Source organism: Rhodococcus sp. NPDC054953 (assembly GCF_053609225.1).
Map to the genome: position 1 here is coordinate 23606 of NZ_JBSGXD010000010.1, position 14853 is coordinate 38458.

Sequence of the window (14853 nt, forward strand, 5' to 3'; positions counted from 1 at the left end):
GGGGGGGGGGGGGGGGGGGGGGAGAGGAAACCCCCCCCCCCCCCGCCCCGCTCGGCCCTCCCCCGCCCCCCCCCCCTTTGGGGTGTCACGGACCGTTCGCCGCGCCCATGACCGCCCCGCCCGCTCGGATCAGCGCAGCCTGCGGGGCCCCAGGTCGACCCTGGTGCTCGGTTCGGGACCGATCCGGACCCGGGAGTCGGTGATCTCGGCGCCGGTGGCGCTGGCCAGGACCGGTTCGCACACCAGCTCGCGGACCTCGGGGAGGTCGTCGCCGAGCGCGGAGATGCGCTGCAGCAGGTCCACCAGCGCCGCCCGATTGACTCCCGGCCCGCCCCGGTAGCCGGCCAGCAGCGGCGCCGCCTTCGGCGCGTCGATCAGTTCCCCCGCCTCCTCCTCGGTCAACGGCAGCACCCGGTAGGCCCGGTCGCCGAGCAGGTCGGAGATCACCCCGGCAAGGCCGAACGAGATCAGTGACCCGAACGACGGGTCGTCCTGCACCCCGATCGCGCAGCCGAACCCCTTTGTCGCCATCTTCTGCACGTACAGCAGCGGGTCGCCGGAGGCGGCGGCAAGGTCCCGGTAGGCGCGGCGCACCCCGTCCGGGGTGTCGAGGTCGAGCCGCACCCCACCGAGGTCGGGGCGGTGCCGCCACTGCTCGCGGGTCGCCTTCACCGCCACCGGGTAGCCGAGCTCGGCGGCCGCCGCGACGGCCTGGTCCTCGCTGGAGGCGGCGGCGAACTGCGCGATCGCGACGCCGTAGCAGGCGAGCAGTTCCGCGGCCTCGAAGTCGGTGAGCCAGCGGCCGTCGGGGCCGCTGCCCTCGACCCAGGTGTGCACGAGGTCGGCGGCGCGGGCGGCGTCGATGCCGTCGGGGCGCACCACCTGCGAGGTCGGCTTGTCCCGCCACTGCGCGTACCGCCACGCCCGGGCCAGCGCCAGCGCGGCCCGCTCGGGCCCCGGATAGGACGGGACGGATCCGCGCACCGGGTGCCCCGCGGGTCCGGGCACCGCGAGCACGTCCGGGATGCCTTCGACGGCGAGGAAGGTGGTGACGATCGGCTTGCCGCTGTCGCTGGCGGCGTCCCGCAGCGCCTTCGCGTACGGCTCCGGGTCCATCGCGACGGGCGGAACGAACACCGCGATCACCGAGTCCACCGCGGGATTCTCGATCGCGGCCCGCACCGCGCCCGCGAACTGGTCCGGGGTGGCCTGCGGCCCGAGGTCGACCGGGTCGGCCGCCTCGAGTCCCTCGGACCGGGCGGCGTCGACGGCGAGCAACCCGAGTGCCGACGAGTTGCCGACCACCGCCAGCCGCGGCCCCGAGGGCAGCGGCTGGTAGCCGAACAACACGGCGCAGTCGAAGAGTTGGGCGATCGATCCGACCTGGACCACGCCTGCCTGTGCGAACAGGTCGGAGACGATGGAGTCGTCGATCTCGACGGAGGTCGCCTTGAGCGCGGTCGGGACGGCGTGCCGCCCGGACTTGACCGCGACGACCGGCTTGTTGCGGGCCACCCGCCGCGCGATGCGGGAGAACTTGCGCGGGTTGCCGAACGACTCCAGGTACAGCAGCACCACCTCGGTGTCGGGGTCGCTGTCCCAGTACTGCAGCAGGTCGTTGCCGGAGACGTCGGCGCGGTTGCCCGCCGAGACGAATGTCGACAGCCCGAGTTTCCTGCGTGCGGCCTCGTCGAGGATCGCGATGCCGAGGGCGCCGGACTGGCAGAAGAAGCCGACCTTCCCGCCGTGCGGAAGGACCGGGGCCAGGGTCGCGTTCAACTGGACCGCGGTGTGGGTGTTCGCGACGCCGAGCGCGTTCGGGCCGACCAGGCGCATGCCGTGGGCGCGGGCCGCGTGCACGAGTCGGCGTTCGGAGTCGTAGCCGTCCGAACCGGTCTCGCTGAACCCGGAGGAGACGACGACCAGCGCCTTGACGCCCTTGGCGAGGCAGTCGTCGAGGACCGCGTCGATCGCCTCGGCGGGCACCGCGACGACCGCGAGGTCCACGTCGTCGGGGATGTCGCGGACCGAGGGATAGGCCCGGACCCCGCGCACCGACCGGTGTTCGGCGTTGACCGGGTACACCGGACCGGCGAAGCCGGCCTCGAGGAGGTTGCGGAGCACCGCATTGCCCACCTTGGCGTCGTCGGTGGACGCACCGATCACCGCAACCGACTGGGGGCTGAGCAGGTTGCGGACGCTGCGCGCCTCGGCGGCGCGTTCGCGGGCGTTGCGCACCGTCAGCAGCGCCTCGGTGGGGTCGATGGCGAACTCGAGGCGCAGCACCCCGCCCTCGAAGCTGCGGCTGACCTGGTACCCGGCCTCCCGGAACACGCTGACCATGTTGCGGTTCTCGGCGAGCACCTCGGCAACGAACATCGTCAGGTGGTTCTCGGCGGCCGCGCCAGCGAGGTGCTCGAGCAGGATCGGGCCGAGGCCGCGGCCCTGGTGTTCGTCGGCGACGACGAATGCGACCTCGGCGGAGAGTCCGTCGCCGACGTCGAGCAGGCGCTCGTACCGCCCGACCGCGATGATGTCGTCGCCGAGGATCGCGACGAACGCGACCCGGTTGTGGTGGTCGACGGTGGTGAAGCGCACGAGGTCGCGCTGGGACATCGTCGGGTAGGGCCCGAAGTAGCGCAGGTACCGGGTCCGTTCGGACAGCTTGGCGTGGAACGCGATGAGCCGGTCGGCGTCGGCGGGGGTGATCGGCCGCAGGTGCACGGCGCCGCCGTCGGTCGCGAGCACATCCGCGATCCAGTGCGCGGGGAACGCCGGGCGCTGGGTCCGGTCGGGAAGGGGCTGGTCAGTCACGAGGGTCCTCCGGGTCCAGGCCGAGCAGCGGGAAACTCGCCCTGCGGGTGGCGATGATCGCGGCGTCGACCCGGACCAGCGCCCGGTCGACGGTGTCGTTGCCGGTCTCGGGTGTCCCGCCCGGCCCGTCCCACGACAGGTGGCCCGCGTCGCCGCCGTCGCTCATCGTGGTCGGCACCTCGACGGACGGGGCAAGCGCGGCGACCCGGTCCCGCCACGGCCCCGGCACGGCGGTCGCCGGGTCGAGGTCGCGGCCGAGCGCGGTGGCGATCAGGTGGGTCCAGGCGCGGGGCACGACCCGCACCAGCCCGTAGCCGCCGCCGCCGACCGCGATCCAGCGTCCGTCCGCGTACCGGTCGGCCAGGTCGCGCATGGCGCGGAACGCGGCGCGCTGCCCGTCGACGGTGAGCGAGAGGTCCGCGAGCGGGTCCTCACGATGGTTGTCGACGCCGCACTGGCTGATCACGATCTGCGGCTGGAACGCGGCGACGACGCCGGGAACCACGGCGTGGAATGCCCTCAGCCACACCGCATCCACCGTCCCGGGCAGGACCGGAATGTTGACCGAGGTGCCCTCCCCCGCACCGGAGCCGACCTCGCTGGACCAGCCGGTGTTGGGCCACAGGGTGGCCGGGTGCTGGTGAATGGACACCGTCAGCACCCGCGGATCACCGAGAAACGCGTGCTGCACGCCGTCGCCGTGGTGGGCATCGACATCGAGGTACGCGATCCGGTCGAATCCGTTGTCCAGCAACCAGGAGATGGCGATCGCCGCGTCGTTGTACACGCAGAAGCCGGAGGCCCAGTCCGCCATCGCGTGGTGCATCCCGCCACCGATGCTCACCGCGCGCCGGGTTCGCCCGGCCGCGACCTCGCGGGCCGCGGCGAGGGTGCCGCCCGCGAGGATCGCGCTGGCCTCGTGCATGTGCGGGAAGATCGGGTTGTCCTCGCTGCCCAGCCCGTGCGGCGCTGCCTCCCCGTCGGCGCGGGCGTCGGCGAGCCCCTGCACCGGTCCCGCGCCCGCCGCCTTCACCGCCGCGATGTAACCGGGGGTGTGGATCCGCAGGAGGTCCGCGTCGGTCGCGGGGTGGGGTGCGACGATCTCGGCACCCTCGATCAGGCCAAGCCCGCGCGCGAGTGACATCGTCAGGTCCAGCCGCGTCGGGTTCATCGGATGGTCCGCGCTCCACCGATAGTCGAGATAGTCGGGGCTCCACACGACGACGCCGTCGGCACCGGTGCCCGTCAGGGGGGAAGGGGGCGAGTCGGCCATGCCGTCACGCTACTGTCGCCGGGCGGGAAGGCGCGAGCGGCGCACGGCGTTGTACGGCAGGTGCAGCGTGTGGTGTCAGTCGCAGCCGCGGCGCGTGAGGCACTGATTCGTCGGATCACCCCGGTAGAATTGCCGGGAACGAAGGGGCGTGAGCGTGAAGGATCTGGTCGACACAACGGAGATGTACCTCCGGACGATCTACGACCTTGAAGAGGAAGGCGTCGTGCCGTTGCGGGCACGCATCGCCGAGCGGCTTGAGCAGAGCGGGCCGACGGTCAGCCAGACGGTGGCGCGGATGGAGCGCGACGGGCTGCTGCTGGTTGCCGGCGACCGGCACCTGGAGCTGACCGAGAAGGGCCGTGATCTCGCGATCGCGGTGATGCGCAAGCATCGTCTCGCGGAACGGTTGCTGGTCGACGTGATCGGACTCGAGTGGGATCAGGTGCACGCCGAGGCGTGCCGCTGGGAGCACGTGATGAGCGAGGAGGTCGAGCGCAGGCTGGTGAAGGTGCTCAACAACCCGACCACGTCGCCGTACGGCAACCCGATCCCGGGTCTCGCTCAGCTCGGCCTCGACGCCGAGGTGGGTGCCGAGTCGTTGATCCGGTTGACCGAGGTTCCCACCGGGCAGCCCACCGCGGTGGTGGTCCGCAGGCTCGCCGAGCACGTGCAGTCGGACCCCGAGATCATCTCGCAGCTGCGCGATGCCGGTGTGGTGCCGAACGCCCGGGTGACGGTCGAGACCCATCCGGACTCGGTGACGATCACCGTTCCCGGACACGAGGGTGTCGACCTGCCCGCGGAGATGGCGCACGCCGTCCAGGTCAAGCAGGTCTGATCGCGTGCGACTTCTGGTCACCGGCGGTGCCGGTTACGTGGGCAGTGTGTGCGCAACGGTGTTGCTCGAACGCGGTCACGACGTGGTGGTGATCGACGACCTGTCGACCGGCAACGCGGATGCGGTGCCCGCTGGCGCGGTGTTCGTCGAGGGCGACGTCGCCGCGGTGGCGGGCCGGGTCCTCGGCGAGGGCCCGGGTTTCGACGGGGTCCTGCACTTCGCGGCGCAGTCGCTGGTCGGTGAGTCGGTGCTCGAGCCGGCGAAGTACTGGCAGGGCAACGTCGTGACCACCCTCGCGCTGCTGGAGGCGATGCGCACGTCCGGCACTCCGCGGCTGGTGTTCTCGTCGACGGCCGCCACGTACGGCGAACCCGATCGCACGCCCATCACCGAGGACGATCCGACGCGGCCGACCAACCCGTACGGGGCAACGAAGCTGGCGATCGACCATGCCATCACCTCGTACGCCGCCGCGTACGGTCTGGCGGCGACCAGCCTGCGCTACTTCAATGTCGCGGGCGCCTACCGCGGCGCTGGCGAGAACCGCGTCGTGGAAACGCATCTCATCCCGCTGGTGCTCCAGGTCGCGCTCGGGCAGCGAGACAAGATCTCGGTGTTCGGCACCGACTGGCCGACGCCGGACGGCACCGCGGTCCGGGACTACATCCACGTTCTCGACCTTGCCGAAGCGCACCTGCTGGCCCTCGACAACGCCGTCGCCGGAACGCATTCGGTCTACAACCTCGGTAGCGGTGCGGGTTTCAGTGTTCGCGAAGTGATTTCGGCATGCCGCCGGGTGACCGGGCTGCCGATCTCCGCGGAGGACGCGCCGCGACGCGCGGGCGACCCCGCGGTCCTCGTCGCGTCGAGCGAGAAGGCGATCGCCGACCTCGGCTGGCGGCCGAAGCACACCGATCTCGACGAGATCGTCTCGGACGCCTGGACGTACCTGCAGGATCTCGGGGACCGCTCGCACGCCGCCCAGCGCGGGTAGCCACCGAAGGCGGGCATTCGCCGACGCCGCTGCGGCACGGCATGCGATGCTGCACAGCATTCCCGTAGCCGGGCGTCGGCCCCGCCTACCCGCGTGCCAGCAAAGGACCGTGTCCGTGGCGAAATCCACTCGTGCGCTCGGGGGATCGACGGTGCGTGCACTGTTGATCCCCCTTGCGGCACTGCTTCTCCTCACCGCTCCCCCCGCCGCGGCGGCCCCCGGTTCCACCGCGCCGGACCTTGGCAGCGCGTCGGGATCGGTCGCGCCCGGCGATCTGGCGAGCGCGGACAACCCCGACTGGATGAGTCTGCTGCCCGACGACGTCGGGCTGTCCGAACTGTCCCTGCCCGGCACGCACGACACGATGGCGCACCGCGGGTCGATCTTCGCGCAGACGCAAGACGCCGACCTCCCGACCCAGTTGCGGGCGGGGGTCCGGGTCCTCGATGTCCGGACCCGGCACTTCCGGGACGCCTTCCCGATCCACCACGGCATCGAGTACCTCGACAGCACCTTCACCGACGTCGTCGTTCAGGTCACCGACTTCCTCCGCAGCCATCCGACCGAGGCGGTGGTCATGCGTCTCAAGGAGGAGTACACGGCCGCCGAGAACACCCGCACCTATGAGGACACCCTGCAGTGGTACATCGACGCCGACCCCGCAACCCGGGACCGGTTGCAGCAGCACCTGTGGCGGCCACCCGCGGGCGGGGGCGACTCCATCCCGACCCTCGGTGCGGCCCGCGGGAAGGTGGTGCTGCTCCAGAACTTCGCGGCGGCGGCGACGTACGGTCCGCGGTGGGGCGGTGACGCGATGGACATCCAGGACAGCTACGAGCTCACCGGCCTCGACGACCTCGACCGCAAGTGGGACCTGATCCGCACCCAGTTCGACCGGGCCGCGGCCGGTCCCGGCGAGACGTTCTTCGTGAATCACCTCAGCGCCACCGGCGTTCCCGCCGCGCTGGTGACGGGCACCGTGCCGGTGACCGTCGCGCGCGGGGTGCCCGGCGTGACCGGGATCCTCGACCGCACCGAGGACCACCTCGCCGAGCACCCGACCGGACGCACGGGCGTCGTGATGGCAGACTTCCCGACCGCCGACCTGGTCGACGCGCTGGTCGACCGCAACTTCCGCTGACCGCACCCGGTCACGCGCGCTCCCGTTCGACCGGGGGCAGGGCGACGCCGAGGTCCGCGGCGGCCCGGTGTCCGGTTCCGGCAAGGTCGGCGATCTTGCCGGGGCGGATGCCGGTGGCGAGCGCGTGATCGAGGAGCCCCGCCAGTCGATGGTCGGGGTTCGCGGCGAGCGCCGCGGCCAACGCGACCCCGGCCAGCGGGCCGTTGCCGCGGACGTAGCTGCTGAACCCGAGCAGTGCCGCTGGCTCGGCCCGTGCGGGTCCGGGCAGGGCCCGCGCCAACACGATCCAGGTCTGGTCGGCGGCATCGGCCTCCGCGGTGACCGCCAACCCCAGCAGCGAGTCGCGGACGGCGGGGCGCTCCAGCACGACCGAGAGCGCGACGATCTCGTCGTCGGTGAGATACCCGGTCGACGCGACGGTGGCGATCCGGGTGAGCGCGAACTCGAGCGCCGCCCGGTCGCGTCGCGGGACGGCCCGGGAGGCGGGGTGGCGGGCGACGGCGAGCAGTCGCGCCATCCGCAGCCGGTCCCGCCGGGGCAGCGGATGCAGGATCCGCGCCAGCTCGGCCCGCGACGCGAGGATCGGGCGCCCCCGCAGCACCTGCTCGGCGGCCACCGTCGACGCGGTCGGATCGGGCAGTCGCCCGCACCGCGGATCGCCGAGGATCCCCCACCACGGTCGCCCCGCCTCGATCGAGGGCGTCGCGTGCACCGCGGTCAGCATCACCCCGGCCGCGATGAGCGCGGCCGCCGCACCGTCGACGAGGCCGGCGACGGCCGGGCCGAGCGTCCCGGGTTCGCGGTCGTCGACGACGACGGCGACCGCCATGCTCGCGTCGGACCGCGCGCACACCCGTGCGATCAGTTCGAGTCCGGCGCGGTCACCGGCGGTGACGTCCCCGGCCGGAAGGTCCTGCCGCATCACGGTCTGCACCGCCGTCGGGGTACCGCCGAGGCTGATCACCACGATGGACCGGTGCGGCCGGAAGCCGAGCATCGCGGGGATCGCGGCGATCAGGTCGCCGGGTTCGCTGATCCGCAGCCGCGGTTCGTCGTCGGGTGCGGGATTCGGTTGCCTGCGTGTCATGCCTGCACGGTCCCCGACCGGGGCGACCACCACCGGGCCACGGACGTCGAATCCGCCTGCCCTGTGGACGAATTCCCGCGTCTTCCACAGCTGATGCCGCCGGGGTTTACTTTGCCGCCGCGGTGACCTTCTGGACGGTCTCGGTGAACAGCTGGTCCAGCGTCACCGAGTCGGGTGTGCCTGCGCCGAAGGACATGTGTGTCGCGGAGATGCGCACGTCGTCGACCTGGGCGAACAGCTTGAGCATCGACTGGGTGACGGTGCGGTCGGGGGTGCCGGAGGTAACCGTCTGCCGCAGCGCCAGCGTGTCGTCCGCGTTGAGCGGGGGCGCGGGCAGCACCGTGGTGGCGACCGTCGCCGTCGCGCCGCTCTTCGTCGTGGTCAGCTCCAGGCATTGGTCGATCTCGTTCGCCCGCACCGACAGCGGGGTGTCGACCCGGGTCAGTTCCACGGAGACGGTCGCCCGCGCGTCGTTGTCGGTGCCCACGATCAGGGCGGTGGCGTCCGGACCGAAGTTCTGCGGCGGGGGCTTGCACCCGGCCGGGTCAACCTTGGCGCCCGCCGGAATCCCGTCCAGGTCGGCGGCGGCCTGCTCCACCGCCTGCTCCGGCAGCACCAGGGCCTGGTAGGGCGCCGGGAAGTCGTCCGGGGCGGGCAGCATCGACGCCAGCGGCGCCTCGACCCGGTCCGCGGTGCCCGCCGCGGGAGTTGCCGCTCCCCCGACCGGTTCGGCGACACCCGAGACGTGCGAGGAGCATCCGGCGACCACCAGGGTGGCGGCGGCCGCTCCGGCCATCAGCATTCGGCGAGTCAACGACGGTCCTCTCGGGTTGCGGGCGGATGCGTCAACTCTGCCAGGTCGGGACCGCGGGGACGACCCGAGCGCGGCGCGGCGCGTCCCCGCACCGGCGACACGGGAATGATGTGTCCGCGCGTCACGTTGACTGATGCAATCGGGCGTGGGACCGGGGTGATCGCCCCGGCCGGCCGGTGAGGGACACTGGTCGGCAACGTAAACGCGAAGGGGTTTGACGATGGACGAGCAGTCGGGCATGTACGAGCTGGAGTTCCCGGCCCCGGTGGTGTCCGCGCACGACGGCAGCGGCCCGGTGCTGGTGCACGGCCTGGAGGGCTACTCCGACGCAGGTCATGCCGTGAAGCTCGCGACGACGCACCTGCGGGAGAGCCTGGAAACCGAACTGGTCGCGTCGTTCGCGGTGGACGAGCTGATCGACTACCGGTCCCGGCGACCCACGATGACGTTCACGGCGAATCACTTCACCGACTACGACGCCCCCGAGCTCAACCTGTACGCGGTCCGGGACACCGAGGGCACCCCGTTTCTGCTGCTGTCCGGGTTGGAACCGGACCTGAAGTGGAATCGGTTCACCACCGCCGTCCGGCTGCTCGCCGAGCAGCTCGGCGTCCGCCGCACGATCGGGCTCAACGCGATCCCGATGGCGGTGCCGCACACCCGGCCGATGGGAGTGACCGCGCACTCGGCGAACCCGGATCTGGTCGGCGAGAACGAGGGCTGGCCCGGCGATCTGCGCATCCCGGGCAGCGCGTCCTCGCTGTTGGAGCTGCGGATGTCCCAGCACGGGCACGAGTCGATGGGCTACTCCGTGCACGTGCCGCACTACCTGGCACAGGCCGACTACCCGGCGGCGGCGGAGACGCTGCTCGAACGCGTCGGCGAGGCGGGCGGGCTGGTGCTGCCGCTGGCCGCGCTCGGCGAGGCAGCGGCCCGCGTCCGGGAACAGGTCGACGCCCAGGTGAACGGGAACGAGGAGGTCGAGTCGGTGGTGCGGGCGCTCGAGCGCCAGTACGACAGCTATGTGACCGCGCAGGAACAGCAGTCGAGCCTGCTGGCGACGGAGAGTGAGCTGCCGAGTGGGGACGAGCTTGGCGCCGAGTTTGAGCGCTTCCTCGCCGAGCTCGACGCCGACGGTGACGCCCCCGACCAGGGCGGCGAGCCCGGCGAGCGCAACATGTGAATCCGTTTTACAGTTATCCGGCGCGCACAGGAGTTCATCTATACGATCGTCCAGATCATCGACTGGGTAGGTCGGCCAACGAAATACCGGCCGACGGACGACAGGAGCGAGACATGGGCGGAGACCGCACCCGCGCACTGCGCACGGTTCCGGACACCGAACCGCGGCTGTCGTTCCGGACCGTGCACGGGTATCGACGCGCGTTCCGGATCGCGGGCAGCGGACCTGCCCTGCTCCTCATTCACGGGATCGGCGACAACTCCGCGACGTGGAACGAGGTCATCCCGCACCTGGCGAAGAACTTCACGGTGATCGCGCCGGATCTGCTCGGGCACGGCCGCTCCGACAAGCCCCGTGCCGACTACTCCATCGCGGCATACGCGAACGGCATCCGGGACCTGCAGACCGTCCTCGGATTTGACCGAGCAACGGTGGTCGGGCATTCCCTCGGCGGCGGGGTGGCGCTGCAGTTCGCGTACCAATTCCCGCAGATGGTCGAGCGTCTGGTCGTCGTCGCCCCCGGCGGTGTCACCAAGGACGTCAACCCGGCGCTGCGGTTCGCGTCGCTGCCGATCGCGAACGAGGCGATGCGCCTGCTTCAGGTCCCCGGTGCGCTCACCCTGATCGGGGCGCTCGGGCAGATCGCCGACCAGCTCTACCGCGGCCCGTTCCGCAGCGTCGCCCTCTTCCACGACGCCCCCGACCTGGTGCGGGTGCTGCGTTCCCTGCCCGATCCCACCGCGAGGGACGCCTTCCTGCGGACCCTGCGCGCCGTCGTGGACTGGCGCGGGCAGGTGGTGACGATGCTGGACCGGTGCTACCTGACCGCGGACCTCCCGGTGCAGATCATCTGGGGTGACCGGGACGCCGTCATCCCCGTGAGCCACGCGCACCTCGCGCACGCCGCGCTGCCGCACTCGCGGTTGGAGATCTTCCCCGACAGCGGCCACTTCCCGTTCCACGACGACCCGATCCGCTTCCTGCAGGTGGTGGAGGACTTCGTCGCAACAACCCGTCCGCTGGAGTTCGACCGCGACCGATGGCGGCAGACGCTCCTCGACGGCGTCGGCGAATCGAGCATCGCCGGGTCCAGCGCGGCCAGGGAGGCGGTCCTCGACGCGATGGGGGCGGACGAGCGCAGCGCGACCTGACCGGTCCCTACGCGGAAGGGAGCGACCATGCTGTCCTGGATCGGACTCGCGCTCGCCTGGGTCGGAGCGCTGGGCATCCTCGGGATCGGCATCGCCTATCTCGCCAAGAACGCGGGCAACGCCGCCGGATTCGGCCTTCCCACCAGCCTCGCACCCGAGGCCCGCGGCTGGTGGCAGGTGAAGGGCATTCGGGACGCCACCACCGGAATCCTGGGGATCGTCTTCATTCTCGCCGCCCGCGACCAGCTTGCACTCCTACTCCTGGTGCTGGCCCTGATCCCGCTCGGGGACATGGTCATCGTGCTCGCCAACGGGGGAAACCGGAAGTCCGCGTACGGAATCCACGGGGCAACCGCGGTCGCGATGCTGGTTGCCGCCGGACTGCTCACCGTCTGACCCCTCAAGCGAGGAACGAGGCGAGCGTCGAGTACGCAGCCAGGGCCCCTCCGGCGACCGATAGCCTGTACCGGTGCTCCTTTCCGATCTGATCCCCGACTCCCCCGACGCCGACTCGCTCTTCGATGCCTTCGCGGGGTGGGCGTCCGGGCGCGGGCTGACGCTCTACCCGGCGCAGGAGGAGTCGCTGATCGAGATCGTGTCCGGCGCGAACGTCATCCTGTCCACCCCGACCGGGTCCGGGAAGTCGATGGTCGCGATCGGAGCGCACTTCGCGGCCCTCGCGGACGGCCGCCGCACCTTCTACACCGCGCCGATCAAGGCCCTGGTCAGTGAGAAGTTCTTCGCGTTGTGCGAGGTGTTCGGCGCCGAGAACGTCGGCATGATGACCGGCGACGCGTCGGTGAACTCGCAGGCACCGATCGTGTGCGCGACCGCGGAGATCGTCGCGAACCTGGCGTTGCGGCAGGGCGCCGACTCGGACATCGGCCAGGTGGTGATGGACGAGTTCCACTACTACTCGGAGCCGGACCGCGGCTGGGCATGGCAGGTTCCGCTGATCGAACTGCCGAACGCGCAGTTCCTGCTGATGTCCGCGACCCTCGGCGATGTTTCCTTCTTCCGTGACGACCTGACCCGCCGCACCGGGCGGCCGACGACCGTGGTCGGGGGCACGCAGCGGCCGGTGCCGCTGACGTTCTCGTACGCGAAGTCGCCGATCGGCGAGACCATCGAGGAACTCGTCACCACCCACCAAGCGCCGGTGTACGTGGTGCATTTCACCCAGGCCGCCGCGCTGGAACGCGCGCAGGCGTTGACGAGCGTCAACATGTGCTCGAAGGAGGAGAAGGCCGCGATCGCCGAGGCGATTGGCGCGTTCCGGTTCACCACCGGTTTCGGCAGGACGCTGTCGCGGCTGGTGCGGCACGGCATCGGCGTCCATCACGCGGGCATGCTGCCGAAGTACCGGCGCCTGGTCGAACGGCTCGCGCAGGACGGACTGCTCAAGGTCATCTGCGGCACCGACACCCTCGGCGTGGGCATCAACGTCCCGATCCGCACCGTGCTGATGACCGGACTCACGAAGTACGACGGCACCCGCACCCGACACCTGCGGGCCCGCGAGTTCCACCAGATCGCCGGGCGCGCAGGCCGGGCCGGGTTCGACACGATGGGCACCGTGGTGGTGCAGGCACCCGAGCACGAGATCGAGAACCACCGCCTGGTCCTCAAGGCGGGCGACGATCCGAAGAAGCTCAAGAAGATTCAGCGCAAGAAGCCGCCGGAGGGGTTTGTGTCGTGGGGTGAACCGACGTTCGAGCGGCTCGTCGCGGCTGCCCCCGAACAGCTCGTCTCCCGGTTCCGGGTGTCGAATTCGATGCTGCTCAACGTGATCGCCCGGCCCGGCAACTGCTTCACCGCGATGCGGCATCTGCTCGAGGACAGTCACGAGGCGCGGCCGAAGCAGTTGGGGCACATTCGGCGGGCCATCGCCCTGTACCGGGGGCTGCTGCAGGCCGGGATCGTCGAGCAGCTCGACACGCCGGACGAGAACGGCTCGTGGGCCCGCCTGACCGTCGACCTGCAGCGGGACTTCGCCCTGAACCAGCCGCTGTCCCCGTTCGCGCTGGCCGCGATCGACCTGCTCGACTCCGGCGCGGTCACCTATGCGTTGGACGTGGTGTCGGTGATCGAATCGACGCTCGACGATCCGCGGCAGATCCTGATGGCGCAGCAGCATTCCGCCCGCGGCGAGGCCGTGCAGCAGATGAAGGCCGACGGCATCGAGTACGAGGAGCGGATGGAGCTCCTCGAGGACGTCACCTGGCCGAAGCCGCTCGAGGAACTGCTCTACCCCGCCTTCGAGACCTACCGCGGCGGGCATCCGTGGGTGTCGGAGTTCGCGCTGTCCCCGAAGTCAGTGGTGCGGGACATGATCGAGAAGGCGATGACGTTCGCGGACCTGGTCGGCCACTACGGGCTGGCCCGGTCCGAGGGGCTGGTGCTCCGGTACCTCGCCGACGCCTACCGCGCGCTGCGGCAGACGGTGCCGGAGTCGGCGCGCACCGAGGAGTTCGACGACCTCGTCGAGTGGCTCGGCGAGCTGATCCGGCAGGTGGACTCGTCGCTGCTCGACGAGTGGGAGCAGCTGACGAACCCGGGCGTCGAATCCGACGACCAGCAGGTCGCGTTCGGCGCCGACATCCCGCGCCCGGTCACGGCGAATGTCCGCGCGTTCACCGTGATGGTCCGCAACGCGATGTTCAAACGGATCGAACTGGCGTCGCGCCGCCGGTGGGAGGTGTTGGCGGAGTTGGGTGACGGGCTCGACGCCGACGACTGGGCCGACCTGATGGAGCTGTACTTCGACGAGTACGCCGAGATCGGCACCGGCCCCGACGCCCGCGGCCCGCAGCTGTTCACCGTCACCCGCGAGGCGGACCTGTGGCGGGTGCGTCAGACCATCGCCGACCCGAACGGCGACCACGGCTGGGCGCTGCTCGCCGAGGTGAACCTCGCCGAGTCCGACGCCGCAGGCGAGGTGGTGTTCGACGAGTTCGAGGTGGTCGAGGGGTAGCAGGCGAGCGGCGCGACCGCGTCAGTTCGGCCCGTAACTGTCCTGCCTGGGCCCGTAGCTGTCCTGCTTCGGGCCGTAGTCGCTGCGGTCCGGTCCGTAGCTGTCCTGCTTCGGGCCGTAGTCGCTGCGATCGGGTCCGATCTGATTGGTGGTCGGCGCGGGCGGCGGAACCTCGGTGGTCTCCGGGACCGGCTCCGGGGCTGGCGCCTCCGAGACCGCGGCGACGGCGGGCTGCGGTGGCTCCCACTGCTCCGCGGTCGGTTCCGGTTCGGCCTGTTGCGTCGGCGCCGCCGCCGGTTCCGGGGTCGGACCGATCCCGGCCAGGCCCCCGGCGATCACCAGATCCGCGACGAAGTCGGCGGGGGTTCCGGTGCCCTGCACGACGGCGGAGTCGCCTGCCTCGAGATCGGTGACGGCGTCGCCGCGCAGCGTCACCACGCGGGTGCCCGGCGTGGTCCGGACGTTGACCCGGGTGCCGTCGGCGGTCCGCAGCACGAACGACGTCCCGCTGACGGTGTCGAGCGTGCCGGACGACGCGAGGAACTGCCCCGGACCTGGCACCGGCGCGGGAGTCGTCGTCGGAG

At 71.3% G+C, this 14853-nt stretch carries 11 protein-coding genes and 1 pseudogene; 7 read left to right on the forward strand and 5 right to left on the reverse strand.

Annotated features, from left to right (window positions below; genetic code table 11):
- Positions 1–129 precede the first annotated feature (129 nt).
- Positions 130–2814, reverse strand: a complete 2685-nt coding sequence (locus tag ACWF62_RS09355; RefSeq protein WP_378508752.1) for a bifunctional acetate--CoA ligase family protein/GNAT family N-acetyltransferase — start codon at positions 2812–2814, stop codon at positions 130–132.
- Positions 2807–4087 carry an acetoin utilization protein AcuC gene (locus ACWF62_RS09360; RefSeq protein ID WP_378508753.1) on the reverse strand — a complete coding sequence of 427 codons (1281 nt, stop codon included), beginning with the start codon at positions 4085–4087 and terminating at the stop codon, positions 2807–2809. Before ACWF62_RS09360 ends, ACWF62_RS09355 begins: the two co-directional genes overlap by 8 nt.
- A 154-nt stretch (positions 4088–4241) precedes the next feature.
- Between ACWF62_RS09360 and ACWF62_RS09365 the strand changes: the two genes are divergently transcribed.
- The 3 genes from ACWF62_RS09365 (at position 4242) to ACWF62_RS09375 (ending at position 7060) form a co-directional block, all read left to right on the forward strand.
- Complete coding sequence (locus ACWF62_RS09365; protein ID WP_378508854.1) at positions 4242–4925, forward strand: metal-dependent transcriptional regulator; 684 nt, start codon at positions 4242–4244, stop codon at positions 4923–4925.
- 4 nt (positions 4926–4929) lie between these two features.
- Positions 4930–5919 carry a UDP-glucose 4-epimerase GalE gene (galE, locus tag ACWF62_RS09370; RefSeq protein WP_378508754.1) on the forward strand — a complete coding sequence of 330 codons (990 nt, stop codon included), beginning with the start codon at positions 4930–4932 and terminating at the stop codon, positions 5917–5919.
- A gap of 115 nt (positions 5920–6034) precedes the next feature.
- Positions 6035–7060, forward strand: a complete 1026-nt coding sequence (locus ACWF62_RS09375; RefSeq protein ID WP_452629926.1) for a phosphatidylinositol-specific phospholipase C — start codon at positions 6035–6037, stop codon at positions 7058–7060.
- A gap of 10 nt (positions 7061–7070) precedes the next feature.
- On the opposite strand, the gene ACWF62_RS09380 is transcribed toward ACWF62_RS09375, so the two are convergent.
- Both ACWF62_RS09380 and ACWF62_RS09385 read right to left on the reverse strand, forming a co-directional pair.
- The gene (locus ACWF62_RS09380; RefSeq protein ID WP_378508756.1) at positions 7071–8147 is read right to left on the reverse strand and encodes a DUF4192 domain-containing protein; all 1077 of its coding nucleotides are present in this window, start codon (positions 8145–8147) and stop codon (positions 7071–7073) included.
- 106 nt (positions 8148–8253) lie between these two features.
- Positions 8254–8949: a sensor domain-containing protein gene (locus tag ACWF62_RS09385; protein WP_378508855.1), complete on the reverse strand. Its 696-nt coding sequence runs from the start codon at positions 8947–8949 to the stop codon at positions 8254–8256.
- A gap of 232 nt (positions 8950–9181) precedes the next feature.
- Between ACWF62_RS09385 and ACWF62_RS09390 the strand changes: the two genes are divergently transcribed.
- From ACWF62_RS09390 to ACWF62_RS09405, 4 genes are all read left to right on the forward strand, one after another.
- Positions 9182–10144 (forward strand): PAC2 family protein, encoded by a 963-nt coding sequence (locus ACWF62_RS09390; protein WP_378508757.1) that lies wholly within the window; start codon positions 9182–9184, stop codon positions 10142–10144.
- A 113-nt stretch (positions 10145–10257) separates the two neighbouring features.
- The gene (locus ACWF62_RS09395; protein WP_378508758.1) at positions 10258–11295 is read left to right on the forward strand and encodes an alpha/beta fold hydrolase; all 1038 of its coding nucleotides are present in this window, start codon (positions 10258–10260) and stop codon (positions 11293–11295) included.
- A gap of 27 nt (positions 11296–11322) precedes the next feature.
- Positions 11323–11691 (forward strand): DUF4267 domain-containing protein, encoded by a 369-nt coding sequence (locus ACWF62_RS09400; RefSeq protein WP_378508759.1) that lies wholly within the window; start codon positions 11323–11325, stop codon positions 11689–11691.
- Between the two features lie 73 nt (positions 11692–11764).
- The gene (locus tag ACWF62_RS09405; protein WP_378508760.1) at positions 11765–14269 is read left to right on the forward strand and encodes a DEAD/DEAH box helicase; all 2505 of its coding nucleotides are present in this window, start codon (positions 11765–11767) and stop codon (positions 14267–14269) included.
- A gap of 21 nt (positions 14270–14290) precedes the next feature.
- Here ACWF62_RS09405 and ACWF62_RS09410 read toward each other — a convergent pair.
- A pseudogene (locus ACWF62_RS09410) lies at positions 14291–14853 on the reverse strand (hypothetical protein); the annotation flags it as partial.

Excerpts from the sequence above, each read along its gene's own strand:
- ACWF62_RS09390 (WP_378508757.1), top strand. The coding sequence starts at position 9,182 with ATGGACGAGCAGTCGGGCATGTACGAGCTGGAGTTCCCGGCCCCGGTG.
- ACWF62_RS09395 (WP_378508758.1), top strand. The coding sequence starts at position 10,258 with ATGGGCGGAGACCGCACCCGCGCACTGCGCACGGTTCCGGACACCGAA.
- ACWF62_RS09360 (WP_378508753.1), bottom strand. The coding sequence starts at position 4,087 with ATGGCCGACTCGCCCCCTTCCCCCCTGACGGGCACCGGTGCCGACGGC.
- ACWF62_RS09400 (WP_378508759.1), top strand. The coding sequence starts at position 11,323 with ATGCTGTCCTGGATCGGACTCGCGCTCGCCTGGGTCGGAGCGCTGGGC.
- ACWF62_RS09380 (WP_378508756.1), bottom strand. The coding sequence starts at position 8,147 with ATGACACGCAGGCAACCGAATCCCGCACCCGACGACGAACCGCGGCTG.
- ACWF62_RS09385 (WP_378508855.1), bottom strand. The coding sequence starts at position 8,949 with ATGCTGATGGCCGGAGCGGCCGCCGCCACCCTGGTGGTCGCCGGATGC.